Here is a 22,800-nt window from a genome sequence, read left to right as displayed (position 1 = left end):
GAACGTGATCGACTCAGTGTGCCTGCTCGACTACGACGATTCCTGGGTGTGGTGGCCGGGTTGCGTCGTGACCGGGCCGAGCCGGGTGATGTCGTACCCGTCCGGATACGTGGGTGTGCGGATACCGTCGGCGAACAGCGGGGTCCGCCGCGGTCGGCCGGCCCAGCGCAGCAGCGCGGCGCGTAGCAGCAGCCCGGCGTGCAGACCCGCGCGTACCGCCGGGTTCGGCGTGGCCACCCCGGTCGCGGCCCGCAGTCGGTCGTCGTAGATGGCGGCGACCAACGCGTCACCGAACGGCGCGAGTGACCGTGGGATTTTCCCGCGCAGCAGCGCCCGGGTGGCCCGCTCGATTGACGCGGCGTCGTCGTTGTAGCGCAGGTGCGTCCGGTCGTGGTCGTCGAACCAGGTGTCGAACTCGCGGAAGGAGCCCGGGATGTCCCGGATGCCCATCCGTCGACCCAGTTCGCGATAGTAGTGGTAGGTGGCGTTCCGTTCATGGCAGCAGGGCCGCCGCCAGCCGTACCGCTCCAGCCAGCGGATCGGGACGACCACCAGACAACCGAGGACGTAGCGATAGTCGTCGTCGGCGATGTCGTAGTGGCGGTGGATCTGATTGGTCCGCCGGATCGCGTCGCGACCGCGCGGGGCGTCGAGACCGTGCAGGATCATCTCGTACATCAGCAGTCCGGTGTCGTCGATCCGCTTGCGGGTGTGGTGCAGCAGCTCCCCGGTGCGCACGTGCAGGGCGGCGACCCGGGGCAGCGAGAATGACCGGTTGAACGCCAGGTTCAGGCCGAGTTTGCTGTCCCACGGAAACTCGTATCGCACCATCGTCTGATAGATCTCGAGGTAGTCGAGTTGCGGATCGAGGGTGCGGATCCGCCGCAGGTTGGCGTATCGGTTACGTCGGAGGTTGGCGTAGCGGTGCGGCTGCACGAAGGCCCCGTTCAGGATCGGTGTGGCGGTGGTGGCGCGGACCGTGGCTCGGGCGACGACGCGACGGCGGCCAGCACCTGGTCGACCAGCGGGGAGCGGCTGAACCATTCGGTCACCCGACTCAACCAGGCGACTTCGCCAGGATAGCCGTTCGGCGGATCGTGCGGCTCGGAGAAGTCCGGCTCCCGCACCGGCCTGCCGGTTGCGGCCCGCCGCGCTCCGGCGGCGATCATCGCCGCCTCGACCAGCGCCGCACGGTCGGGGCCGGTCAGGCCGGCGGCTGCGGCCAGCCGGTCGGCCGTCGGTGCGATCCGGCGGTCGATGTACGGGCGCAGCGCCAGCCGGCTGTCCCGGATCTCGGTGATCCGACGGTGCAGCGCGTAGTCGATGTCGCGCAGGGCCACCCGCCGGTGGTGGGCCCGGTCGTCGAGGACCAGGTGCGGTTGCGCCGCGCTGACCGCCCGCCACAGTGGTGCCAACCGGTGCCACGACCGGTGCCGCCGCAACCAGGCCTGCCCGGTGTCCATGGTGGGACCCCAGGTCGGCAGGGTGAGACCGATCAGCATGCTGAGCGCACCGACGGTCACCAGGACCGCCGCGATCTGCGGCTCGCCGGCCGGTTCCCGGCCGACCAGGTAGGCGACCAGGTAGCCGGCCTTGGTGGCGCAATACAGCAGCGCGGCGGCCGCGCCGAACGCGGTGATCCGCAATCCACGACGGAGCCACCGACGTGGCGTGACCAGGGAGAAGCGCCAGCAGAGCCGGGCCAGGTCGGCGGCATAGCAGACAGAGACGATCAGGTAGACGACCAGGTAGCCGGCGACCGCCGGATGAGTGGCGTCCTCGACCACCAACCGGACCGGTGCGGCACCGGCCAACGTGGTCGCCCAGAGTACGGTGAGCAGCCCGAACGCGGTCATCGAGGCGATCACCCGACGCCGGACCCGGTGGGCCGCGACCGCTGGCGGCAGGGCCAGGAACAGCAGCAGGATCTCGGAGTTGGCCGCGACCCCCATCACTCCGGCGTGCGCCAGCAGCTTGGCGAGGTTAGGCAGCCCGGTGATCCGGTCCACCGCCTCGGCGACCGGGCGGACGGCGACGGTCACTCCGGCGGCGAACGAACAGAAGGCGTACACCATCGCTCGCAGCACCCGGTTGTCGCGGTCCCGCCGCAGGTCACCCAGTTTGTAGCCGAAGGCGAGCCAGCCGGCGGCGGCGCAGACCGCGTACAGCGGGATGTCCATCGGCGCTCACCGGGGCGGTGGTTCGAGCCCGTGCCGCAGCCGGGCCTCCAGCGCGGCGTCGGTGACCGGCCCGGCATCGTCGCGGGCGGGTGCCGATCCGAGGTCGGTCTCGCGGGCGGCGGCCTCCAGCAGGATGGTCGCCATCATCTCGGCTTCCTGCTCCTCGCCCCGGCCGTACACCCCGGTGCGGGCGAGTACCCGGTGCACCAGAGTGGGGCGCAGCGCCGGCATCAGCAGCTGGCTGGCCTGTTGGTCGTCGAGGGCAAGGGCGCGGTGGCCGAGCAGGATGTGGCCGATCTCGTGGGCGATGATGTGGTCCCGGTGCACCCGGCTGGTGCGTTCCTCGTAGGCGACGACGTGACCGGCGTCGGTGAAGAAGGTCAGCCCGAACGGCGCACCGGCGGGCATCGGCACGCCGACCAGGGTGATCCGCTGGCCGAGCACCACACCGACCCGCTGGCACAGTTGTGGCGCGTTGAACGGCCGGGGCATCCGCAGGCCCTGTTCCCCGAGCTGACGTAGCCGGTCGCGGCAGGTCCGGCGCAGCGGGGATGACTTCATGTCCGTGCTTCCCTCAGCTTGGTCCGTCCGTCGCCACTGCATGACGATCACAGGTTCTGCTGTCCGTCGGCGCCGTGTCCGCCCTCGGCGTGACGGTTCTCCAGCGCCTGGACCACCCGGTCGAGGATGTCGCCGACCGCGTCGAGTTGTGCCTCGGGCAGCGCGCTCAGCCGGGTCGCCACCGCGCGTACCTTGAGGTTGCGCATTGCCTGCAGCGAATGCAGGTCCCGCTCGATCTCGCTGGAACGGCGCCGGTCGAAGAAGTACGCCGGGTCCACGTCGAAGAAGTCAGCGAGCGCCTCCAGATGCTCCTTGGTCGGGTTGGTCCGCCGCCCGGTGCGCAGCTGCCAGATGTACACGTCGGAGATGGAGCCGCCCCGGTCCCGGATGGCGTCGGCCACCTCCCGTGAGGTGTACGGGGCGCGGCGGGCTGGCCGGACCGTCTCGAAGAGCAGGTTGAGCTTGTCGGCCAGGCTTGATCCCGATCCGGCAGGGGGGGTGGTGCCGCCCGTCACGGCTACCTCCGTCGGATGTGCAGCTGAGATCTGGGGAACTACAGCTAAGATCTGATTGGGAACTGCAGCTAAGATTAGCCACGTTGGCGCTGTGGTTAATTTCGGTTGACGACCATACGCCGAGTCAGTATACGATCACGACCTGAGGCTGACCAACCCGTTGGAGTGGCCGACCTGGAGTGGCCGACCTCGATGCCGCCGGTGGGGTGAGGGGCGCGGAATGGGGGCGCCCCTCACCCCACCGGCCAGCGGCCACCCGGACGGCTGTCACATCGCCCGGGCCACCGCGATCCGGGTGCTGTCCCGCTGGCCGGCTTCGTAGCACAGATACCACCGGCTGCGGTCGGTGCCGAGTTGGAGGAGGCGGCCCGGGCCGACGGGTTCGGCCGGTTCGCCACCTTCTGGCGGATCGCGTTGCCGTAGGCCCGCCCGGCGTTGGGCGCGGTGGCGATCTTTACCTTCCTGCACCGCTGGAACCTCTACCTGGAGCCGGTCGTCTTCCTGTCCGCCCCGGAGAAGTTCACCCTGCCGCAGGCGTTGACCCAGTTCGTCCACGTGTAGAGCGGTCCGATGTAGATCGTGCCGTTGTCCGCGGCGTCGCTGACCGCGTTCCCGGTGCTGATTGTCCTCGTCATCGCCCAGCGGCAGTTTCATATCGAGGGCCTGGCGCACTGCCCTCAAGGGGTGACGCCGTCGTCCCGGGTCCTGTCCGACTGGCCGAGGACGGCTCGGGCTGCGGCGATCGCCTCCGGTGTGTCGGGAAAGACCCGGCCGAGTCCGTCCAGCCGGGGCAGCAGTCCGAACGCGGTGAGCGCCTTGTGATGTCCGGGTCGCAACCCGGAGAGGTAGACGACGATGCCGCGCCGCTCCAATCGCTCCACCACGTCGCACAGCACCAACGCGCCGGAGGCATCGATGGTGGACACCCGCGACATCCGCAGGATCACTACCCGTACGTCGGCGACCTCGGAAAGCTCCAGGAGGAACCGGTGCGCGGCGGCGAAGAACAACGGCCCGTCCAGCCGGTACGCCACGATGTGCTCGGCCAGCAGCGCCTGCTCCTCGGCGTGGTGGTCGCCGGTGTCCAGCGGCACCCGGTCCAGCCGTACCGCCTGGGCGATCCTGCGCAGCGCCAGCCCGCCAGCCAGGACCAGACCCACCAGCACCGCGGTAACCAGGTCCAGCAGTACGGTGGTCGCTGCAGTGAGTGCCATTACCAGCCCGTCGGAACGCGAGGCTCGGGCCAGCGCGGCCAGCGCGCTCACCTCGACCATCCGGATGGCGGTGGCGATCAGCACCCCGGCCAGCGCGGCCAGTGGAATGTGGCTGACCAGCGGAGCCGCCACGACCATGAGTAGCGCGAGGATCAGCGCGTGTGACAGCGCGGCCAGTCGGGAACCGGCACCTGCTCGGACGTTGACCGCCGTTCGGGCGATCGCCGCGGTGGCCGGCACCCCGCCGAACAGCGGCGTCACCAGGTTGGCCACGCCCTGGCCGAACAGCTCCCGGTCGGGATCGTGTCGCTGACCGACCGACATGCCGTCCGCCACCGTGGCCGAGAGCAGGCTCTCCAAGGCGGCCAAGGCGGCGACCGCGATCGCCGAGGTCGCCAGCGCCGGCACCGCCGCCAGGTCCAGGAAGGCCAGCGACGGTGCCGGCAGGCTGGCCGGCAGTACGCCGATGGTCGGCACCGGCAACCCGGACAACGCCGTCGTCACGGTCGCTGCGGCGACAGCCAGCAGCGAGAACGGCACGGTTGGCCGCCACCGTGCTCCGGCCAGCATCGCAGCGGCGACGGCGGTGGCGATCAGCAGCGACGGCCACTGCGGCTGTCGGACGAACGCCGCCACCGCCTGCCCGGTCAGCGCAAGCACCCGCTCGCCCTGGACGTGCACGCCGAGCGCCGTCGGGATCTGCTGCAGCAGGATCACCCCGGCGATGCCGGCGGTGAAGCCCTCGATCACCGGGGCCGGCATGTACCGGGCGACCTGACCTGCCCGCACCAGCGCCAGCAGGATCAGGATCAGCCCGGCCAGCAGCCCGACGGTGAGTACCCCGCCGGGCCCGAACTGGGCCACGATCGGCACCAGTACCACCGTCATCGCGCCGGTGGGTCCGGAGACCTGCAGGTTCGATCCGCCGAAGACCGCAGCGAGGGCACCGGCGACGACGGCGGTGACCAGCCCGGCGGCGGCGCCCAACCCGGAGGCGACACCGAAGCCGAGGGCGAGCGGCAGGGCCACGACCGCCACGGTGAGCCCGGCCAGCAGATCCCGGCCCGGTTGCCGGCGGACGGCCCGCCAGTCTGCGGTCTGCGGCAGCAGCCGGCGCGCCCCGGCCCCGGTGCTCATCCGCGCCCCGACGGGGCGTGGGCCGACACGTCCCGCAGTTCGGCCAGCAACTCGGTCTGGTCGACCAGCATCTCGGTGAGGATTCGCCGGGCCGCCCGCATCAGGTCCGCGACGTCCGGCCCGGCCAGGGCGTAGGTGACGGCGGAGCCGTCCCGGCTGGAGACCACGATCCCGGCCCGGCGCAGCACCGCGAGCTGTTGGGACAGGTTCGACGCCTCGACGTCGATCTCGGCGAGCAGTTCGCGGACCTGGCGGGGGCGCTCGCCGAGCAGTTCGAGCACCCGGATCCGCACCGGGTGGCCGAGCATCCGGAAAAACTCGGCCTTCTTCTGGTAGAGCGGCACTGGCATGTGTGCAATTGAAGACTTCTTCAAGTCATCATCTGCTGGCGGGGGCCCGTGCTGTGCGAGTCGTCACGTTGGGTCCGGCCTGCTGGGTGCGCCGCGAGGCTCTGCCAGCGGGACGCGCTATGAGCGAAATGGGATAGGTGTACATCGATTAAGTTGCCCTACGGTGAGCGATACCAGTCGATACCGACCGGTATCGCGGCCCGTTCCCAAGGAGCCATGCCATGCCGAGACAACGCACCGTCCGGGCGATCCTCGCGACGGTCACCGTCATCCTGTCGCTGATCGGTGTCCAGGTCGTGGCCACCGCGCCGGCCTCGGCCGCAGTGACCACGATCTACTACGACGCGAGCCGCGCCGGCCAGTTCGCGACCAACTTCGCCCAGGCCGCGCAGATCTGGAACAGCAGCGTGGACAACGTCCGGCTGCAGCCGGGCAGCCCGGCGTCGGTCGTGATCTACGTCGACAGCGGCTGGCCCCGGGCGTACGTCACCCGGCTGGGCGCCGGCCGGATCTACATGGGTACCCAGGCAGTGGATCAGGGCTACGACCGGACCCGGATCGCCACCCACGAGTGGGGACACATCCTCGGGCTGCCGGACCGGCGTACCGGGCTCTGCTCCGACCTGATGTCCGGCAGCAGCGCGCCGGTGTCCTGCCGCAATGCCTACCCGAGTGCAGCCGAGGCGGCCCGGGTCGACCAACTGTTCGTCCGCGCCACCGACGCCGCCACCACCGGCAGGTCCTACGTGTGGGCCGGCAACTGAACCGACTGCGGTCCCGCCACCGGCCCCGCCGGTGGCGGGACCGTCGCCGATCAGGCGCCGAGCGGTAACCGGCCCAGCACGACCGGTGTGACATCCGGGGTACGCACGTCGTAGCGGTAGCTGGTCACCTCACCGGTGCCGGTGTCCAGGACGCTGAACACCGAGTAGTCGTTGCTCTGCACGAACGGCAACGGCGGACCGGCCGGGACCGACCCGACAGCGGGTGGAACGCGCCGCACGAGTTGCCCACGTTGGAAGTCTCCAGGTAATGGGTGCCGGCGACGTCACGGGCCAGCACGTTGTCCGCCGCGGGTAGTCGTACCGGACCAGGGTGTTGCCGTCGACCGTCGGTCTGCTCGGTGCGCACCGGGTCGGCGAACAGCGGGTTGACGTTGTCGCCCAGCCCGTGCGGGCCCTCGTGCAGCATCACCACCGTGTACCTCACGTCCGGAACTGCCGGCTGGCCAGGGAGAAGATCTCCTTGTACGTCTCGGTGTTGAACGAGTTCCCCAGAATCCAGCGTTGCTTGATCCTACGGTGTTGCGGGGTTCACCTGCCGGGCGACCTTGGGGTACGCCGCCTGGGCCACCTCACGCAGCACCGGCGCGTTGAACGACTCGTTCAGCGTCGGCAGTCCACCGCGGCCCTGCAGCGCCGGGAAGGTGCCGATGGCTGCTGCGATGGCTGTGACTGCTGCGACCTGGGACTGTTCTCGACCCTGTTGACCGTCGGCGCGCTGACGGCGACCGCCGCCCGGGGACCCGTGCCGGACCGGGCGAGGCCGCCATCCGTGGCTACCGGCGCTGGCTGTCGCCGCCCGGCTGCGCCGCTGCCGTCCGCACGTGCCGCACGGCACCGGATCTACGGTGCCGTGCGGCACCCGCTGACGAACTGGCCGGCGCCTAGCCATCCCGTCGCCGGCGGCCGGGTCAACCGGCGGCCGGGCCGGCCGAGGCAGCCGCGCGGGCGGCCGTTGCGTCCGGCGCGGCCAGCGCGGCACGGGCCAGCCGCTGACAGTCGGCCAGGGTATGCGCGGCGAGTGCGGCCCGCACCGCCGGCACCGACCGGGCCGACATCGACAGGCTGGACACCCCGAGCCCGGTCAACACCACGGCCAGGGCCGGGTCGGCGGCCGCCTCACCGCAGACCCCGACCGGTTTGCCGGCGGCCGCGCCGGCCTGCGCGCAGATGGCGATCAGCTCCAGCAGCACCGGCTGCCACGGGTCGAGCAGATCGGCCAGGTCGCCGCAGAGGCGGTCGGCGGCGAACGCGTACTGGCTCAGGTCGTTGGTCCCGATGCTGAGGAAATCGACGTGCCGCAGCAGCGCCTCGGCCCGCAGCGCGGCCGCCGGCACCTCCACCATCACGCCCACCGTGGGTAGCCCGACCGCGCGGGCCAGCTCGGCGAACTGGGCCGCCTCCGCCGGCGTGGTCACCATCGGTGCCATCACCCACACCTCGGTGCCGGTGGCCCCAGCGGCCTGTGCGATCGCGTCGAGCTGGGTGCGCAGCACCTCGGGGCGGCGCCGGGCGGTCCGCAGTCCGCGTACGCCGAGCGCCGGGTTCGGCTCTTCGCCGGTGTGCAGGAACGGCAACGGTTTGTCCGCGCCGGCGTCCAGGGTCCGCAGCACCACCTTGCGGTCACCGGCGGCGGTAAACACCTTCGCGTACGCGGTGACCTGCTCGTCGTGACCGGGCGGCTCGGCGCGGTCCAGGTAGAGCAGTTCGGTGCGGAACAGGCCGACGCCTTCCACATCGTCGACGAGGTCGGCGGCGGAGCCGACGTTGGCCAGCAGGGTCACCGGATGTCCGTCGGCGGTGCGTCCCGGGCCGCTGGTCGCCGTCAGTTCCGCCCGGCGGTGCTGTTCCCGCCGGCAGGTCTCGGCGACAGTGTCGTCGTCGACTCCGGCGGTGACGTCGCCGGTTGTGCCGTCCACAGTGACCAGGGTGCCGTCCGGTACGTCGAGAATGCCCGGGCATCGCACGACCGCTGGCAACCCGAGCGCCCGGGCCACGATGGTGGTGTGGCTGGTCGGCCCGCCGGCTGCGGTGACCAGGGCGAGCACCCGGGCCGGGTCGAGCCCGGCGGTGTCGGCCGGGGCCAGGTCCCGGGCGCTGAGGATGAACGGCACGCCCGGGTCGGGCACGCCGGGCATCGGTTCGCCCAGGCAGACCGCGACCGCACGGTCGCGCAGGTCGTCCAGGTCGGCGACCCGTTCGGCGAGGTACCCGCCGGCGGCCGCGAACGCCGCCCGGTGCTCGGCGAGCGCGGCGTCGATGGCGTGCGGCGCGTCGGCACCGGCGGCCACGCGGGCTCGTGCCGCCTCGTGCAGCACCGGGTCCTCGGCCATCATCACCTGCGCCCGCAGGATCTCCGCCGCCGTCGGGTCGGTCGCGGTGCCCGCCCGCCGGCCCAGTTCGGTGGCGACCGCCACCAGGGCAGCGACCGCCCGGTCCGCCTCGGCGGCCGGGTCGTCGACCGGCACCGGCGCGGGCAGCCGGGGTGCCTCGGCCACCCGGTGCACCGGGCCGGCGGCCAGCCCGGTGCTGACGCCGAGCCCGGTGTGCAGCTCAGCCACGACCGGCCGCCGTGGCACCGGCGCCGTCACCGCCGGGCTCGGCGTCGAGGTCGCGGGCGAGCAACGCGACCAGCTCGTCGAGCGCGGCGTCGGCGCCGTCACCGTCGGCCTCCAGGGTCACCTCGGTGCCCTGCTTCGCGCCGAGGGAAAGCACCGAGAGCATGCTGCGGGCCGGCACCGCCGGGCGACCGGCGGTGCTGATCATCACCGGCACCGGTGCGGTTGCGGCGGCGGCGACGAACAACGCGGCGGGCCGGGCGTGCAGGCCGCTGGCGGAGCCGACGGTGACGGTACGGGTAGGCATGTCTGCCTCCTTTGTCCCTGGTGGGGGTCAGGGCTCGATGGATTCCTGGGTCAGGGTTCGATGGTGACTTTGATGGCTTCGCCTCGGGCGACCACGTCGAAGGCGTCGAGGGCCTGATCCAGCGGCAGCCGGTGGGTGATCAGGTCGGCGACCGGGACCGCGCCACTGGCGATCAGAGTGAGCGCCTCGGCGTTGTGTGACGGGCTGGAGCCGTTGGCGCCGACGATGGTCAGCTCCCGGTAGTGCACCAGGTTGGAGTCGCAGGCGATGACCGGTTTGTCCTTGGGTAGACCGCCGAAGAAGCTGATCCGGCCCTGCCGGGCGGTCATCTGCAGCGCCTGTTCCTGAGCGACGCCGGCAGCGGTCGCGGTGATCACCACGTCGGCGCCGCGTCCGTCGGTCAACTTCTTGATCTCGTCGATCACGTCGGTTTCGGCGCCGCAGACGGTGGCGTCGGGATGCACCAGCGCGGCGGCCAGGTCGAGCCGCTCACGGTTGACGTCAACCAGGAAGACCCGGGCGGCACCGCGCGAGCGGGCCAGCCGGACGTGCAAGCAGCCGATCGGGCCGGAGCCCATGATGACGACGTCGTCGCCCGGGCCGACCCGGGCCAGGTTCTGCCCGTTGAGTACGCAGGCGAGCGGCTCGGCCACCGACGCCTCGGCGTAGCTGACCCCGTCCGGGATGCGGTTGAGCCCGTTGACGGCGAGCACCTTGGCTGGGACCACCATGTGCTCGGCGAACCCACCGTCGTAGTGGTAGCCCATTGACTCCTGGTTGGGGCAGACCGTCATCCGGCCGCGCCGGCATTCGCCGCAGGTGCCGCACGGGATGGCTGCGATCACCTGGACCCGGTCGTCGGCCTGCCATCCGGCGACCTCGGCGCCGACCTCGACGACCTCGCCGGCGATCTCGTGGCCCATCACCCGGGGCGGCGCGATGTGGTGGTGACCGTAGTTGCGGATCTTGACATCGGTGCCGCAGGTCGAACAGGCCCGGACGCGGATCAACACGTCGCCGGGGCCGGGCTGCGGCGGCAGTGCCTCCTCGATCCGGACGTCGCCGGGGGAGTGGAACCGGACGACCTTCATGTGGAGCTCTCCTCTCCTACCGGCGCGAGCAGCCGGAGCACGTCGTCGATCTCGGTGGCCTCACGCAGCTCGCGGGCCTGTTCCGGGTCGAGCAGGATCTGGGCGAGGGCGGCGAGCAGCTCCACGTGGCCGTCGCCGCGCGCCGCGATCGCCACGCAGACGCTGACCGGGGATCCGGCCCAGTCCACCCCGTCTGGGAAGCGCAGCACGGCGAGCGCGTCGCGGCGTACCGCCTCCTTGCCGGACAGGGTGCCGTGCGGGATCGCCACACCTTCCCCGACGTAGGTGGAGATGGACTGCTCGCGCTGCAGCATCGCGGCGACGTACTCCTCGGTGACCGCACCGAGCTCGACCAGCACCTCGCCGCAGCGGCGCACGGCGGCGACCCGATCGTCGGCCTGTTCGGTCAACCGGACGGCCCGGCGCTCGAGCAGAGCGCCGGGGTCCGTTTGTGGTTCAGCCATCGAGTTGGCCGCCCTGCTGCACCACGGCCACCAGCCGGGCGACGGCCGGGTCGCCGAGGAAGATCTGCACCGGGACGACCACCTTGCCGGGCGCGCTGACGCGGGCCCGGTCGGCGAGCCCCTGGTGGCAGACGACGACGTCGGCGTCGGCCGGGATGGAGTTGACCGGGGTGTGCTCGACGGTCACCTGCTGCTTCTTGAGCTGCTTGCGCAGCTGGCTGGCGAGCATGACGCTGCTGCCCATGCCGGCGTCGCAGGCGACGACGACCTTGCGGATGCTCTGGGCGTCGATGGTGGCCATCGTCATGCCTCCGTGGCGGTCGGCCGGTGGGTACCGGCGGTCGGGGTGGCGTGGTACGCGTGCGCGGCGGCGGGTGCGTCCGTGGTGGCGGCCTGCGGACCGGTGTTCTCCTCGACCGGTTCCTTGCCCTCGCCACGGCCGAAGCCGAGCAGCACCGAGGCGACCGCGAAGGAGACCGCCGCCGAGATGATCACGCCGAGCAGGACCGGGAACCAGCCGCCTCGCGGGGTGACCGCCAGGTAGGCGAAGATGCTGCCCGGAGACGGGGTGGCAACCAGACCGGCACCGGTGACCATGAAGGTCCAGACACCGGCCGCGCCGCCGGCGATCATGGCGAGGATCAGCCGCGGCTTCATCAGCACGTACGGGAAGTAGATCTCGTGGATGCCGCCGAGGAAGTGGATGATGATCGCCGCTGGGGTGCTGGCGCGCAGCAGCCGGGGCCCGAACAGCAGGAAGGCGACCAGCAGGCCGAGGCCCGGCCCGGGGTTCGACTCAATCATGAACAGGATGGACTTGCCGTCTTCGGCGGCTTCGGCGACGCCCAGCGGACCGAACACGCCGTGGTTGATCGCGTTGTTGAGAAACAGCACCTTGGCCGGCTCGACCAGGATGGACACGAACGGCAGCAGGCTGTGACCGACCATCCAGTCCACCGCGGAGCCGGCGGCGTCGGTGACGGCCTGCACCACCGGGCCGATCACCCAGATACCGACCAGTGCCATGCCACCGCCGATGATGCCGGCGGAGAAGTTGTTGATCAACATCTCGAAGCCGGCCGGGATCTTGTCCTCGACCAGGCCGTCGAAGAGCTTCAGCAGGTACGCGGTCAGCGGGCCGATGATCATCGCACCGAGGAACATCGGTACGTCGGCGCCGACGATGATGCCGACCGTGGCGACCGCGCCGACCACCGCGCCGCGCTGACCGTGCACGAGCCGGCCGCCGGTGTAGCCGATCAGGATCGGCAGCAGCATCGTGATCATCGGCCCGACCAGTTCGGCCATGGTCGCGTTGGGGATCCATCCGGTGGGGATGAACAGCGCGGTGATCAGACCCCAGGCGATGAACGCGCCGATGTTGGGCATCACCATGCCGGCGAGATATCCGCCGAGTCTCTGGATTGTGGCCTTTACCCCGGTGCCCTGCACCTGGGGTGTGTAGTCGGTGGCCATGCTCTACTGCTCCTTCTATGTGCGGGGGTAGGGAGTAGGCGATCGGTCTGGGTATCGAGGTGACGGGTCATCCTTGGATGGCGAGTTGTTGCAGGTCATCCGGTCGGGGGTGCAGTCGTACGGTGTGCCGGCGCAGATCGGCCGGCCCCGGCATCCGGCTGCCCGGCAGGCTGACCGCCGCCGCCCCCCAGGCCAGCCCTTCGGCGAGGGCGTCCGGCCCGCTGGCACCGGCGGCGAGGAAACCGGCGAGCAGCGCGTCACCGGCGCCGACCGTGCTGCGCGGCTGGTCGACCGGGGAGTCGCCGGTGCGCATTCCGTCGGCGTCGACCAGCACGGCACCCTGCGCCCCGAGGCTGGCCAGCACGGTGCCGGCACCCCAGGCGCGGACCTGTTGGGCGGCGTCGACCACGTCGCCGAGGCCGTCCAGCGGCCGCCCGACGGCCTCGGCCAGCTCCTCCCGGTTGGGTTTGACCAAATCGGCTCCGGCCTCAGCGGCGGCCCGCAGCGGTGGGCCGCTGGTGTCGACGGCGAGCCGGAGCCCGGCGTCGAGCAACTGCCGGCACAGCGCGGTGAACCCGTCCACCGGCAGCCCCGGTGGCAGACTGCCGCAGACCACCACCCAGTCGGCCTGGTGCGCGGTGTCCAGCAGCCGGGTGGTGATCGCGTCGAACTCGTCCCGGCTCAGGGTTGGCCCGGGCTCGTTCACCTTGGTGACGGTGCCGTCCGGCTCGGCGAGGGTGATGTTGGACCGGGTCCGCCCGGCGATCGGCACGGCGACCACCTCGACCCCCTCGGCAGCCAGCAGCCGGACGAGTTGACCGCCCTCGTCGCCGCCGCAGGGCAGCACGGCGACCGACGGTACGCCGTTGGCGAGCAGCGCCCGGGAAACGTTGACGCCTTTGCCGCCGGGGTCCAGGCGGGCACCGGTGGCCCGGATGACCTCGCCGCGGACCAGGTCGTCGATCTCGACGGCGCGGTCCAGACTGGGGTTGAGGGTGAGGGTGAGGATCATGCCCGTACCACCCGTGGTCCGGCCGCCTCCACCTCGGCGACGAGGTCCGCGTTGAGGCTGTTGTCGGTGATCAGTGTGTCGATGTCGGCGAGCCGGCCGAACCGGGCCAGGTAGTCGTTGCCGATCTTGGTGTGGTCGGCCAGTACGACCGATCGGCGGGCGGCGCCGATCATGGCCCGCTTGACTGCCGCCTCGGCCGGGTCAGGTGTGGTCAGGCCACGCTCGACGGAACAGCCGTTGGTGCCGATGAAGGCCACGTCGACGTACACGTCGGCGAGCGGACGAAGCGCCCAGTCGTCGACGGTGGCCATCGTGCGACCGCGTACCCGGCCGCCCAGCAGCAGGACGTTGAGGTTGCTGCGGGCACCGAGGACGGTGGCCAGCGTCGGCGAGTTGATCACGACGGTGAGTTCCCGGTCGGCCGGCAGGATCGCGGCCAGCCGGGCGGTGGTGGTGCCGGCGTCCAGGATGATCGCGCCCTCGTGAGGCAGCTCGGCCAGCGCGGCCTTGGCGATCCGTTCCTTTTCGGTGGTCAGCACCGCGTCCCGGGTGGCGAGCGCGGGCTCGAAGCCGATCCGTTCGACCGGGATCGCACCGCCATGCACCCGACGCAGCACGCCGGCCCGCTCGAGGGTGGTGAGATCGCGCCGGATCGTCTCGGCGGTCACGTTGAGCGACTCGGCGAGCGCGGTCACGTCGACCCGCCCGTCGGCCCGGGCCAGTCGGACGATCTCCTGCTGCCGTTCCTCGGCGTACATGTGGTTTCACCGCCGTTTCGTTTTGCTTCAGGTTTGTTTACGCCCGACCTTGTGGGATGTCAAGAGGGGCGTCGAACGAATTTGGATCTTGGCCGCTCGGCTGACCTGCGGAACCGGCGGTGCCGCTCCTTGGCCGGTAGGCCGGCCGCAACCGGGAACTCGCTCATCCACCTGCCGTCCGCCGGTCGCCCACCCGAAGATGGCTGTCTGCCTGGCCGCGCCGGCCGTAGCGAATGGGGTAGGTCCGACCGGCGGCGCCGGTCGGCCGGGGTTAGGCCGGGTGGCCGTGACCCGTGCCCGCCGGGGCGGGGCCGGGCCTGACCAGGTCGGGTCGGGCCGCCTCCAACACCGCCGCCATGGCGAGGACGGTGCGGTCGCCGCCCGGCCGCGCGCCGAGCTGCATCCCGATCGGCATCCCGGCGTCGTCGCGCCCCCAGGGCAGACTGATTGCCGGCCGCCGGTCACGTTGAACATCCCCACGAAGGGCGAGATCGCGAGGATCTCCTGAAACGCTCGCCGGTTGGCCGGTCGGTGTGCAGCTGCCCCAGCGGTGGTGCCGCCCGCGCGGTGGTCGGGCTGAGCACCCGGTCGATGCGTCGAGAGCGGCAGCCAGCTCACCGGCGAGCCGGCGCAGTGAGCAGCCCGACCCGCAGGGCCCGGCCGGGCCCGTCGAACCGGCCCACCGGAATCCGTCCACCGGGTACGGCTCGCCAGCGGCCGACCCGCTGCTGACGGCCAGCAACAACGCGGAGCCGGCGACGGTGCGGGTGATGGCGTGCTCGTGGCTGAGCCCCGACCAGTCGTCCACCCGGTACGGCCCGGCCGGGTTGCGGGCCTCGGGTCGGCTTGAAGCCGATGACGCCGCACCAGGCCGACGGGATCCGGATGAACCCGCCGCTGTCGCTGGCGTGCGCCGCCGGCACCATCCCCGCGGCCACCGCGTCGAGCCCGGCGTCACGCTCCTCGATGCGGCGTACCGCCGCCTCGATCAGCTTCGCCGCCAGCGACTGCGCCACCGCGCGGGCAGGGCGCCGTACCGGGTGCGGAACAGCGCTCCAAGAACGCCCGGTGCAGCTGCCGCGGGGACACCGCCAGCCGGCCGGCCAACCACGGCACCGACAACGCCGGTTCGGTCAGCGAGTGATCGAGCAGCCGTTCCGCCGCGGTGCGCAGCGCGGCCACCGGGTCGGCGTCGACGGCGACGCCGGCACCGTGCAGCGTGGCGGTGAGGGCGGTGTCGACCATGGCGGCGACCGCTGGCCGGCCCTGGCGGCTGCGGCTGCGGTCATAAGGTGCGGCAACTGCCGGCACAACGCCCGGCCCACCAGGTCCAACGTCGCGGAGCACCGGCCCCTCGATGCCGGAGAAGCGGGCCGTGACGAGTGCGCGGGGCAGTGCCACGAACAGCGCGTGGGCCGGTGCCGGTTGATCGACGTCGAACGCCTCCCAGCTGGGGACGACGACCAGCCGGTGCGGGCCGATCGGGTCGGTGCCGCCCCGATGCGTGATGCTGCCGGTGGCCCACTGGCCGAGCAGCAGGAACACCCCCGTCCGCGGCGTCGGGTCCGGTGGTGTCGTGCGGCCGGCGGGAGGAGGGCAGGGCGGCGACTGCGGCGGAGATGAGCCGCGAGGGTCCCAGTGGCACTTCGGTGATGCGAGCGCGGAACCGGCTCGGTTCGCGGATCGTGACGGTCTGCTGCACCAGGATGTGTCGCAGCGCGGAGTTAACTCGCGCAACCCGGCCGGTCCGTCGAAACCCCGGCGTCGCAGCGGCACGCGTCCCTCCCTCTGCCGGCCCGGTCGGTGCTGCTGACCTGCGGATCAGCGTACCGGTCCGGGTCCCGTCCTCACTCGAGCCGACGGCCACGACTCAACCAATGTTCCGATTTACGGCGAAAGACACGCTTAGTCGTATTCATTCTGTTACAAAGCTTTTGTCAGTTGAGCAGCTACTACTGGAGGCCCGTCCATGACCTCGCCAGCGGCCCGCCTCGCAGCCGAACCGACGATTCCGACCAGTCGTCCCCGCCGCTACGACCGGGTCAAGCGGGTGTTCGACGTCGTGGGCGCGGCGACCGCCCTGGTCGTCGGCGCGCCGCTGTTGGCGGGGGTCGCCCTACTTATCCTCGTCACGCTGGGCCGGCCGGTGTTCTTCCGGCAGCTGCGACCCGGCCGGGACGGCGAACTCTTCGAGATGGTCAAGTTCCGCACCATGCTCAAGGTGGATCCGGCCCGCGGCCTGGTCACCGACGCCGACCGGCTCACGCCTGTCGGCCGCTGGCTGCGCGCCAGCAGCCTCGACGAACTGCCCGAGTTGTGGAACGTACTGCGTGGTGAGATGAGCCTGGTCGGCCCGCGTCCCCACCTGGTGCAGTACCTGGAGATCTACACGCCCTGGCAGGCCCGACGGCATGAGGTGCGACCCGGTATCACCGGCCTGGCCCAGGTCCGCGGCCGCAACGAGCTGGCCTGGGAGGACAAGTTCGCCTACGACATCGAGTACGTGGACAATCGCAGTCTCCGGCTCGACCTGCGGATCCTGGTCGAGACCGTCCGGGTGGTGGTGCGCCGGGAAGGGATCGCCGCGCCGGGGACGGTCACCTGGCACGAGTTCACCGGGACCCCGACGCCGCCGGACCCCGTCCCGGCGGCCGACCCCGTCCCGGCGGCCGACCCGGTCCCGGCCGCCGCGCCCGACGGTTTGGCAGCAACCTCCCGTCGACCCCGCGGTGACCTGGCCGGCCGGTGCCGCGGTTGAGCCGGGCGAGGATCCTGCTCTTCGGCTCCACCGGACTGCTGGGCCGGCAGATCCACGCTGCGCTCACGGCGGACGCGGTGGTGACCGCACCGACCCGGGCCGACTGCGATCTCGCCACGACGGGCGTGGCCGAACTCGCCCGGCTGCTCGCGGCCGTCCAGCCGGACGTCGTGGTCAACTGCGCCGGCCGTACCGTTGGTGACAACGCCGGGCTGATCCGGATCCACCTACTGGCTGTGGCCGCGCTCGCCGAGGCGATGGCCGACGTCGTGCCCGGCACCCGGCTGGTGCGGATCGGCTCCGCCGCCGAGTACGGCGTCGTGCCCAGTGGCCGGCCGGTGGGCGAGGACGATCCGGCAAGGCCGGTGAGCCCGTACGGGTTCAGCCACCTGGCCGCCACCCAGTTCGGCGAACTGGCCAGCACCGACGGACGGGTCGAGGTCGTCACGTTGCGGGTGTTCAACCCGGTCGGGCCGGGCCTGCCGGCGGACAGCGCTCTGGGGCGGGCGGCCGCTCTGCTGCGCTGCGGCGGGCGGTCACCGCTGGCGGTGCGGCTGCTGGACACCGTGCGCGACTTCGTCGACCTGCGCGACATCGCCGCCGCGGTCCGCGCCGCCGCGCTCGCCACCCGCCTGCCGCACCGGCTGTTCAACGTGGGCAGCGGGCGGCCGGTCGGGGTCCGGGACGCGGTCACCTGTCTGGCCCGGGCCGCTGGTCACAGTGGCGAACTCGGTACGGGGGAGTTTTCCCCGACGGTGAACCGGACCGCCGCCGTCCCCTGGATGTGCGCAGACATCAGCCGTGCCCGGCAGGTGCTCGGCTGGTCACCCAGCTACGACCTGACGGACTCGGTGAAGGCCCTGCTTGCGGATCACCACGACGGCGGCCCCCACAGCCGCAGATAGCGGCGGACCATCGCGTTGGTCTGCCGCGGCACCTCGAACTGGAAGAAGTGGCCCGAGCCCACCACCTGGCCGATCACGGCCTCGGGCACGAGCTCCCGCAGCCGGCCGTAGTCGGCGAATGGTGCCGGGCCACCGATGTAGAGCAGCCGGCGTCCCCACGCGGTCAACGCGGCGTCGCCACCGGCCTCGACGAAGTCGGCGAGACCGTCGAGGGTGGCGGCGGCGACGGTGTCACGCGGCCGCAGCATCTGGTCGATCGTCCAGTCGACCAGCCGGGGGTCCGACTCGGGAATGAAGTACGACCGGATGATGTCGATCCGGGCCTGGCGCGGGTCCGCGCTGCGGACGGACTCTGCCAGCGCGGCCACCTGCTCCGTGGTACCGGGCGGCACGGCCACCGACGCGTCCAGCAGCAGCAGCGCCGCGACCCGGTCGGTCGCCTGCGCGGCTGCGGCCAACGACCAGACCCCGCCCATGCTGTGCCCGATCAGCACGACGTCGTCCATTTCGAGTTCGACCATCAGGTCCCGCAGGTCGGCACCGAGTTCGGGAACGCTGAAGCCGCGGTCTCCGGCGGGGCTTGCACCGTGTCCCCGCATGTCCACCGAGATGATCCGCCGCCGCCAGCTGGCCAAATGGGCGGCGAGTGGCTTCATGAACCGGTGGTTACAGCACCACCCGTGTACAAGCAGGACATCCTGTCGGCCGCGGCCGGTCTGCCAGTAGCGCATCCCGGCGGCTGTGCGGTCGTGACTCACGTCGTTGGCCTCCTTCGCTTCGGCACATGCCATGTCCCCGATACGGCCTGTGATCATTCTGCCTCATCTGGTTACTTTCGGCATCCGTGGTCGACGTTCCGTCTCCTGCCGGTCACGGATCACCCGCACCGGGTGATCCGCCGCAGATGGTGGACGGGCCATGCTGGCACCAGGTGAACCGACGGAGGACGACTGAGGGGAGCGGCGATGACCGACGTGATCGGTCAGTTCTTCGACGGTCTCCAGGCGCGCGGCGACGGTCGACTGCCGCCGCCGGTCAGCGGCACGATCCGGTTCAACCTCACCGCCCCGGACGGCGGTGTCCGTAGCTGGTCAGTTACGTATCACGACGGGCATGCCGTGCTCGAGCGTGACCCGGAGCAGATCGACTGCACCATCGACACCTCGGAGGAAACCTTCCAGGCACTGATCGAGGGCCGGGACAACAGCATCTCGTTGCTCCTGCGCAACGGCGTGTCGGTCCGGGGCGATCTGCCGCTGTTCCTGACCTTCCGCCGCCTGCTGCCGCTTCATGCGGACAGCGCCGGGGCGACGTCGAGGGCCCAACCGGTCGCCGAGCCGGTCGGTGCCCGGCCGGCCACCGCGAAGCCGGTCAGCATTCTCTACGGAAACATGTTCATGGTCAGTGACCGGCGGGGAGACATCGAGCCGGTGCCGTCCGCGCCGTTCGGATTGTTCTTCTACGACACCCGCTTCCTGTCCTACTGGCGGCTGACCGTCGACGGGCAACGGATGAACACCCTGTCCATCGACGACCTGCAGTACTTCGAGTCGCGGTTCTTCCAGGTGCCGGGTGAGCCGACGCACTACGTGGACGCCACCATCTCGGTGTTCCGGCACCGCTGGATCGGCGACGCGTTCACCGAGCAGATCGCCGTGTTCAACCACCGGGAGGAGCCCGTCCGGCTGAGCCTGCGCATCGACGCCGGGGCCGACTTCGCCGAGGTGCTGGAGGTCAAGGACAGTTACCACACCGAGCGCGAAATCGAGGTTACGGTCGAGCCTGACGCGCTGCGGTTCCGCTACGAGCGGGGCACCTATTTCCGTGAAACGATCCTGTCCAGCAGTGTGCCGGCCCGCATTGATCCCGGCAGCTTGACCTTCGAGCTGGCCCTTGACGCCCACGACACCTGGTGCACCGATCTGACGGTGAAGACCTTCGTCCGTGGGGCCGGCAACCGCGATCTGCGCGAGAGTCTGCGCAGCTACGCCGAGCGGCCCAAGCCCGAAGTGCACCGGGAACTCGACGAGTGGATGGCCCGGGCACCGAAACTCACCTGTGACCATGAACCGCTACGGGAGGCGTACCAGCAGAGCGTCGTCGATCTGGCGGCGCTGCGCTACAAGGGCGTCAACTTCCGCGACATGCTGCCGGCGGCGGGGATGCCCTGGTTCATGACGTTCTTCGGCCGGGACAGCCTGATCAGCTGCCTGCAGGCGCTACCGTTCCTGCCCGCCACCACCGTGCCCGCGTTGGCGATCATGGCGCTGGCCCAGGGCACCCGCGAAGATCCGTTTCGGGCCGAACAGCCGGGTAAGATCCCCCAGGAGAGCCGGTATGCGGAGGCTGCGTTGTTCAACGAGGTCTCGCACGCCGCAGACTTCTCTGCCGCCGACACCACTCCGCTGTTCATCGTGTTGCTTGACGAGTACGAACGGTGGACCGGCGACACCGCTCTGGTGCGCGACATGGAGTTCCAGGCCCGCGCGGCGCTGGACTGGATCGACCGACACGCGGATCTGGTCGGCACCGGCTACGTCTGGTACGGGCCCCGGCCGACCCGCACCGGGCTGTTCAACCAGAGCTGGAAGTGCTCACCGGGCGCGATCAGCTTTCACGACGGGCGGGAGGCGGCCTTCCCGCAGGCGACCTGCGAGATCCAGGGATACGTCTATGACGCGCGGATGCGCGGCGCCCGGTTGGCCCGGACCTGCTGGGGTGACCACGCCTTCGCGGACCGGCTCGAACAGCAGGCGACCGAGCTACGGGACCGGTTCAACCGAGACTTCTGGATCGCCGACCGCGGCTACTACGCCCACGCGCTACAGGCCGACGGCGGCCAGGTTGACGCGCTCACCTCCAACATCGGGCACCTGCTGTGGAGCGGCATCGCGGAACCCACCAAGGCACGGTCGGTCGTCCGGCATCTGATGAGTCCGCAACTGTTCGGCGGCTGGGGGATCCGCACGCTCGGCACCGGGGCACGGCGGTTCAACCCGGTGGGTTACCACACCGGCTCGATCTGGCCGTTCGACAACTCGCTGATCGCCTGGGGATTGTGGCGGTACGGTTACCGGGAGGAGGCAGCCCGGGTGGCCGGGGCGGTGCTGGAGGCGTCGCAGTACTTCGGGGCCCGGCTGCCCGAGTGCTTCGCCGGCTACGATCGGTCGTTGACCAAGTACCCCGTCCCGTACTCCGCCGCAGGCAGCCCGCACGCCACCTCGGCCGGCGCGACGCTACTGTTCCTGCGGGTGCTGCTCGGTCTCGACCCGTACGACGGCGACCTGATCATCGACCCGGCCGTTCCGGAGGGGATGGGACACATCGAGCTGCATGACATCCCGGGACGCTGGGGCCTGCTCGACGCCTTGGGCCGGGGCCGGTGTGACCTGGCCCGGCCGCGTCGCCGCACCCGCCGTCCCGGTGATCCGCTGCGGGCGGCGCTGTGACCTCGCCGCCTGTCACCGCTACCACGACCTGGCGCAACTGGTCCGGTGGGTTGACCTTCGAGCCGGCCATGGTGGCCCGGCCGGAGTCGGTCGCCGCACTGTGCCGCGTCCTGCGCGCCGCCGCCGAGCAGGCGGTGACGGTACGGCCGGTTGGCGCCGGGCACTCATCCGCGCCGCTCGTGCAGACCGGGGACGTCCTGCTTAGCCTGGACCGGCTGCCCGCCGGGGTACTCGAACCACCGCACAACCGGCAGATCTGGGTCGGTGCCGGCACCCGGCTGCACGACCTGGGTCGTCAGTTGCGCCACCACGGACTCGCGATGCCGAACCTCGGCGACGTTGACACCCAGGCGTTCGCCGGTGCCGTCTCGACCGGCACCCACGGCAGCGGCCTGGGCCTGCCGAATTTGTCCGCCCAGGTGACTGGGGTCCGACTGGTCACCGCGGCCGGACAACCGGTGCAGATCGACGCCGACAGCGACCCCGACCTGTTGCCGGCCGCCCAGGTGTCGCTCGGCGTGCTGGGTGTATTCACCGCTTTGCGGACCCGGCTGGTCCCCGCGTTCCAGGCCCGGCGGCGGGAGTGGGGCCTGCCGGTGGAGGCGTGCCTGACCACGTTCGACGAACTGCTGACGGTCAACCGTAACGTCGACTTCTACTGGTACCCGCGGCGTGACGACGCGCACCTGCGGACGGTGAACCCGGTTGCCGACGATCCCGGCCCGGACACGCTGCCCGGCAGCGGCTGCACCGAGGAACGGACCGGCTCCAGCGACGCCGCGCTGATCAAACGGCGGTCCCTGCGTTTCCACGAGATCGAGTACTTCGTTCCGGCTGCGGCCGGTCCGGCCTGCTTCCGAGAGGTCCGGCACCGGATCCGGACCCGGCACCGGGAGCACGCCGCCTGGCGGGTGCTCTACCGGTATGTGGCTGCCGATCAGGCGTTCCTCAGCCCGGCGTACGGTCGGGACAGCATCACCATCTCGGTGCACCAGAACGCGACGCTGCCGTACCGCGAGTTCTTCGCCGATGTGGAACCGATCTTCCTGGCCCATGATGGTCGGCCGCACTGGGCGAAGATCCACCGGCTGGAAGGCCGGGATCTGCTTGCCCGCTACCCACAGGCGGACCGGTTCCTCGCCGTCCGTGAGCGACTCGATCCCGACGGGCGGTTCCTCACCGACTACCTGCGTCGGCTGCTGGGCCTGTGACCGAACTGCTCGACTGCTGGTGGGGCTGGTGACCGGGCTTGCGGTCCGGCCCGGCCGGCGCGCCTAAGATTG

At 71.1% G+C, this 22,800-nt stretch carries 24 protein-coding genes; 5 read left to right on the top strand and 19 right to left on the bottom strand.

The features are described from left to right. Positions 1 to 30 precede the first annotated feature (30 nt). The 6 genes from ACFHWS_RS20850 to ACFHWS_RS20825 all read right to left on the bottom strand — a co-directional run bounded on the left by ACFHWS_RS20850 (position 31) and on the right by ACFHWS_RS20825 (position 5,957). Complete coding sequence (locus tag ACFHWS_RS20850; RefSeq protein ID WP_416556398.1) at positions 31 to 936, bottom strand: oxygenase MpaB family protein; 906 nt, start codon at positions 934 to 936, stop codon at positions 31 to 33. Between the two features lie 11 nt (positions 937 to 947). Next, the gene (locus ACFHWS_RS20845) at positions 948 to 2,180 is read right to left on the bottom strand and encodes an MAB_1171c family putative transporter (RefSeq protein WP_416556397.1); all 1,233 of its coding nucleotides are present in this window, start codon (positions 2,178 to 2,180) and stop codon (positions 948 to 950) included. 6 nt (positions 2,181 to 2,186) lie between these two features. Then, positions 2,187 to 2,741, bottom strand: coding sequence for a hypothetical protein (locus ACFHWS_RS20840; protein WP_416556396.1), 555 nt, complete (start codon positions 2,739 to 2,741; stop codon positions 2,187 to 2,189). Positions 2,742 to 2,788: 47 nt separating this feature from the next. Then, positions 2,789 to 3,256, bottom strand: a complete 468-nt coding sequence (locus ACFHWS_RS20835) for a helix-turn-helix domain-containing protein (RefSeq protein WP_416556395.1) — start codon at positions 3,254 to 3,256, stop codon at positions 2,789 to 2,791. A gap of 677 nt (positions 3,257 to 3,933) precedes the next feature. After that, positions 3,934 to 5,607 (bottom strand): SulP family inorganic anion transporter, encoded by a 1,674-nt coding sequence (locus ACFHWS_RS20830; RefSeq protein ID WP_416556394.1) that lies wholly within the window; start codon positions 5,605 to 5,607, stop codon positions 3,934 to 3,936. Next, positions 5,604 to 5,957 carry an ArsR/SmtB family transcription factor gene (locus tag ACFHWS_RS20825; protein ID WP_416556393.1) on the bottom strand — a complete coding sequence of 118 codons (354 nt, stop codon included), beginning with the start codon at positions 5,955 to 5,957 and terminating at the stop codon, positions 5,604 to 5,606. Before ACFHWS_RS20825 ends, ACFHWS_RS20830 begins: the two co-directional genes overlap by 4 nt. Positions 5,958 to 6,178: 221 nt before the next feature. Between ACFHWS_RS20825 and ACFHWS_RS20820 the strand changes: the two genes are divergently transcribed. Further along, positions 6,179 to 6,721, top strand: a complete 543-nt coding sequence (locus tag ACFHWS_RS20820) for a snapalysin family zinc-dependent metalloprotease (protein WP_416568827.1) — start codon at positions 6,179 to 6,181, stop codon at positions 6,719 to 6,721. Positions 6,722 to 6,771: 50 nt separating this feature from the next. Here the strand turns inward: ACFHWS_RS20820 and ACFHWS_RS20815 are convergent, their stop codons facing one another. From ACFHWS_RS20815 to ACFHWS_RS20760, 12 genes are all read right to left on the bottom strand, one after another. Then, a complete protein-coding gene (locus tag ACFHWS_RS20815) occupies positions 6,772 to 6,960 on the bottom strand; it encodes a hypothetical protein (RefSeq protein WP_416556391.1) in 189 nt (62 codons plus the stop codon). Positions 6,961 to 7,650: 690 nt separating this feature from the next. After that, on the bottom strand, positions 7,651 to 9,300 hold the full coding sequence (gene ptsP, locus ACFHWS_RS20810; protein WP_416556390.1) for a phosphoenolpyruvate--protein phosphotransferase: 1,650 nt from the start codon (positions 9,298 to 9,300) through the stop codon (positions 7,651 to 7,653). Continuing rightward, a complete protein-coding gene (locus ACFHWS_RS20805; RefSeq protein WP_416556389.1) occupies positions 9,293 to 9,604 on the bottom strand; it encodes an HPr family phosphocarrier protein in 312 nt (103 codons plus the stop codon). The genes ptsP and ACFHWS_RS20805 overlap by 8 nt, the downstream gene beginning before the upstream one ends. A gap of 50 nt (positions 9,605 to 9,654) precedes the next feature. Continuing rightward, positions 9,655 to 10,695, bottom strand: coding sequence for a zinc-dependent dehydrogenase (locus tag ACFHWS_RS20800; protein WP_416568826.1), 1,041 nt, complete (start codon positions 10,693 to 10,695; stop codon positions 9,655 to 9,657). Continuing rightward, positions 10,692 to 11,159, bottom strand: a complete 468-nt coding sequence (locus ACFHWS_RS20795) for a PTS sugar transporter subunit IIA (RefSeq protein WP_416556387.1) — start codon at positions 11,157 to 11,159, stop codon at positions 10,692 to 10,694. The genes ACFHWS_RS20800 and ACFHWS_RS20795 overlap by 4 nt, the downstream gene beginning before the upstream one ends. Then, positions 11,152 to 11,460 carry a PTS lactose transporter subunit IIB gene (locus ACFHWS_RS20790; RefSeq protein WP_282230893.1) on the bottom strand — a complete coding sequence of 103 codons (309 nt, stop codon included), beginning with the start codon at positions 11,458 to 11,460 and terminating at the stop codon, positions 11,152 to 11,154. The genes ACFHWS_RS20795 and ACFHWS_RS20790 overlap by 8 nt, the downstream gene beginning before the upstream one ends. 2 nt (positions 11,461 to 11,462) lie before the next feature. Continuing rightward, positions 11,463 to 12,635, bottom strand: coding sequence for a mannitol-specific PTS transporter subunit IIC (gene mtlA / locus ACFHWS_RS20785; protein WP_416556386.1), 1,173 nt, complete (start codon positions 12,633 to 12,635; stop codon positions 11,463 to 11,465). Positions 12,636 to 12,702: 67 nt separating this feature from the next. Further along, the gene (pfkB, locus tag ACFHWS_RS20780; RefSeq protein WP_416556385.1) at positions 12,703 to 13,647 is read right to left on the bottom strand and encodes a 1-phosphofructokinase; all 945 of its coding nucleotides are present in this window, start codon (positions 13,645 to 13,647) and stop codon (positions 12,703 to 12,705) included. Continuing rightward, the gene (locus tag ACFHWS_RS20775) at positions 13,644 to 14,405 is read right to left on the bottom strand and encodes a DeoR/GlpR family DNA-binding transcription regulator (RefSeq protein WP_416556384.1); all 762 of its coding nucleotides are present in this window, start codon (positions 14,403 to 14,405) and stop codon (positions 13,644 to 13,646) included. Before ACFHWS_RS20775 ends, pfkB begins: the two co-directional genes overlap by 4 nt. Positions 14,406 to 14,676: 271 nt before the next feature. Then, a complete protein-coding gene (locus tag ACFHWS_RS20770; RefSeq protein WP_416556383.1) occupies positions 14,677 to 14,820 on the bottom strand; it encodes a hypothetical protein in 144 nt (47 codons plus the stop codon). Between the two features lie 199 nt (positions 14,821 to 15,019). Further along, complete coding sequence (locus ACFHWS_RS20765) at positions 15,020 to 15,421, bottom strand: amidase family protein (protein ID WP_416556382.1); 402 nt, start codon at positions 15,419 to 15,421, stop codon at positions 15,020 to 15,022. Continuing rightward, positions 15,360 to 15,950, bottom strand: coding sequence for a hypothetical protein (locus ACFHWS_RS20760; protein WP_416556381.1), 591 nt, complete (start codon positions 15,948 to 15,950; stop codon positions 15,360 to 15,362). The genes ACFHWS_RS20765 and ACFHWS_RS20760 overlap by 62 nt, the downstream gene beginning before the upstream one ends. A 424-nt stretch (positions 15,951 to 16,374) precedes the next feature. Here ACFHWS_RS20760 and ACFHWS_RS20755 point away from each other — a divergent pair, with 424 nt between their 5' ends. Continuing rightward, on the top strand, positions 16,375 to 17,163 hold the full coding sequence (locus ACFHWS_RS20755) for a sugar transferase (RefSeq protein WP_416568825.1): 789 nt from the start codon (positions 16,375 to 16,377) through the stop codon (positions 17,161 to 17,163). Then, entirely contained in the window at positions 17,160 to 18,068 is a 909-nt protein-coding gene (locus ACFHWS_RS20750; protein WP_416556379.1) for an NAD-dependent epimerase/dehydratase family protein, read from the top strand. Before ACFHWS_RS20755 ends, ACFHWS_RS20750 begins: the two co-directional genes overlap by 4 nt. Here the strand turns inward: ACFHWS_RS20750 and ACFHWS_RS20745 are convergent. After that, positions 18,035 to 18,799 carry an alpha/beta fold hydrolase gene (locus ACFHWS_RS20745; protein WP_416556431.1) on the bottom strand — a complete coding sequence of 255 codons (765 nt, stop codon included), beginning with the start codon at positions 18,797 to 18,799 and terminating at the stop codon, positions 18,035 to 18,037. The two genes, ACFHWS_RS20750 and ACFHWS_RS20745, sit on opposite strands and share 34 nt — an antisense overlap. A 234-nt stretch (positions 18,800 to 19,033) precedes the next feature. Between ACFHWS_RS20745 and ACFHWS_RS20740 the strand changes: the two genes are divergently transcribed. Continuing rightward, positions 19,034 to 21,517 (top strand): glycogen debranching N-terminal domain-containing protein, encoded by a 2,484-nt coding sequence (locus ACFHWS_RS20740; protein ID WP_416568824.1) that lies wholly within the window; start codon positions 19,034 to 19,036, stop codon positions 21,515 to 21,517. After that, on the top strand, positions 21,514 to 22,728 hold the full coding sequence (locus tag ACFHWS_RS20735) for a D-arabinono-1,4-lactone oxidase (RefSeq protein WP_416568823.1): 1,215 nt from the start codon (positions 21,514 to 21,516) through the stop codon (positions 22,726 to 22,728). Before ACFHWS_RS20740 ends, ACFHWS_RS20735 begins: the two co-directional genes overlap by 4 nt. Positions 22,729 to 22,800 lie beyond the last annotated feature (72 nt).

Origin of the sequence: Micromonospora sp. LOL_013, from assembly GCF_048060315.1 — a bacterium.
In the GTDB taxonomy this organism is placed as follows: Bacteria; Actinomycetota; Actinomycetes; order Mycobacteriales; family Micromonosporaceae; genus Micromonospora_E.
The sequence above is the reverse complement of the archived record's forward strand: the minus strand, read 5'-3'. Positions and strand labels throughout refer to the sequence as shown.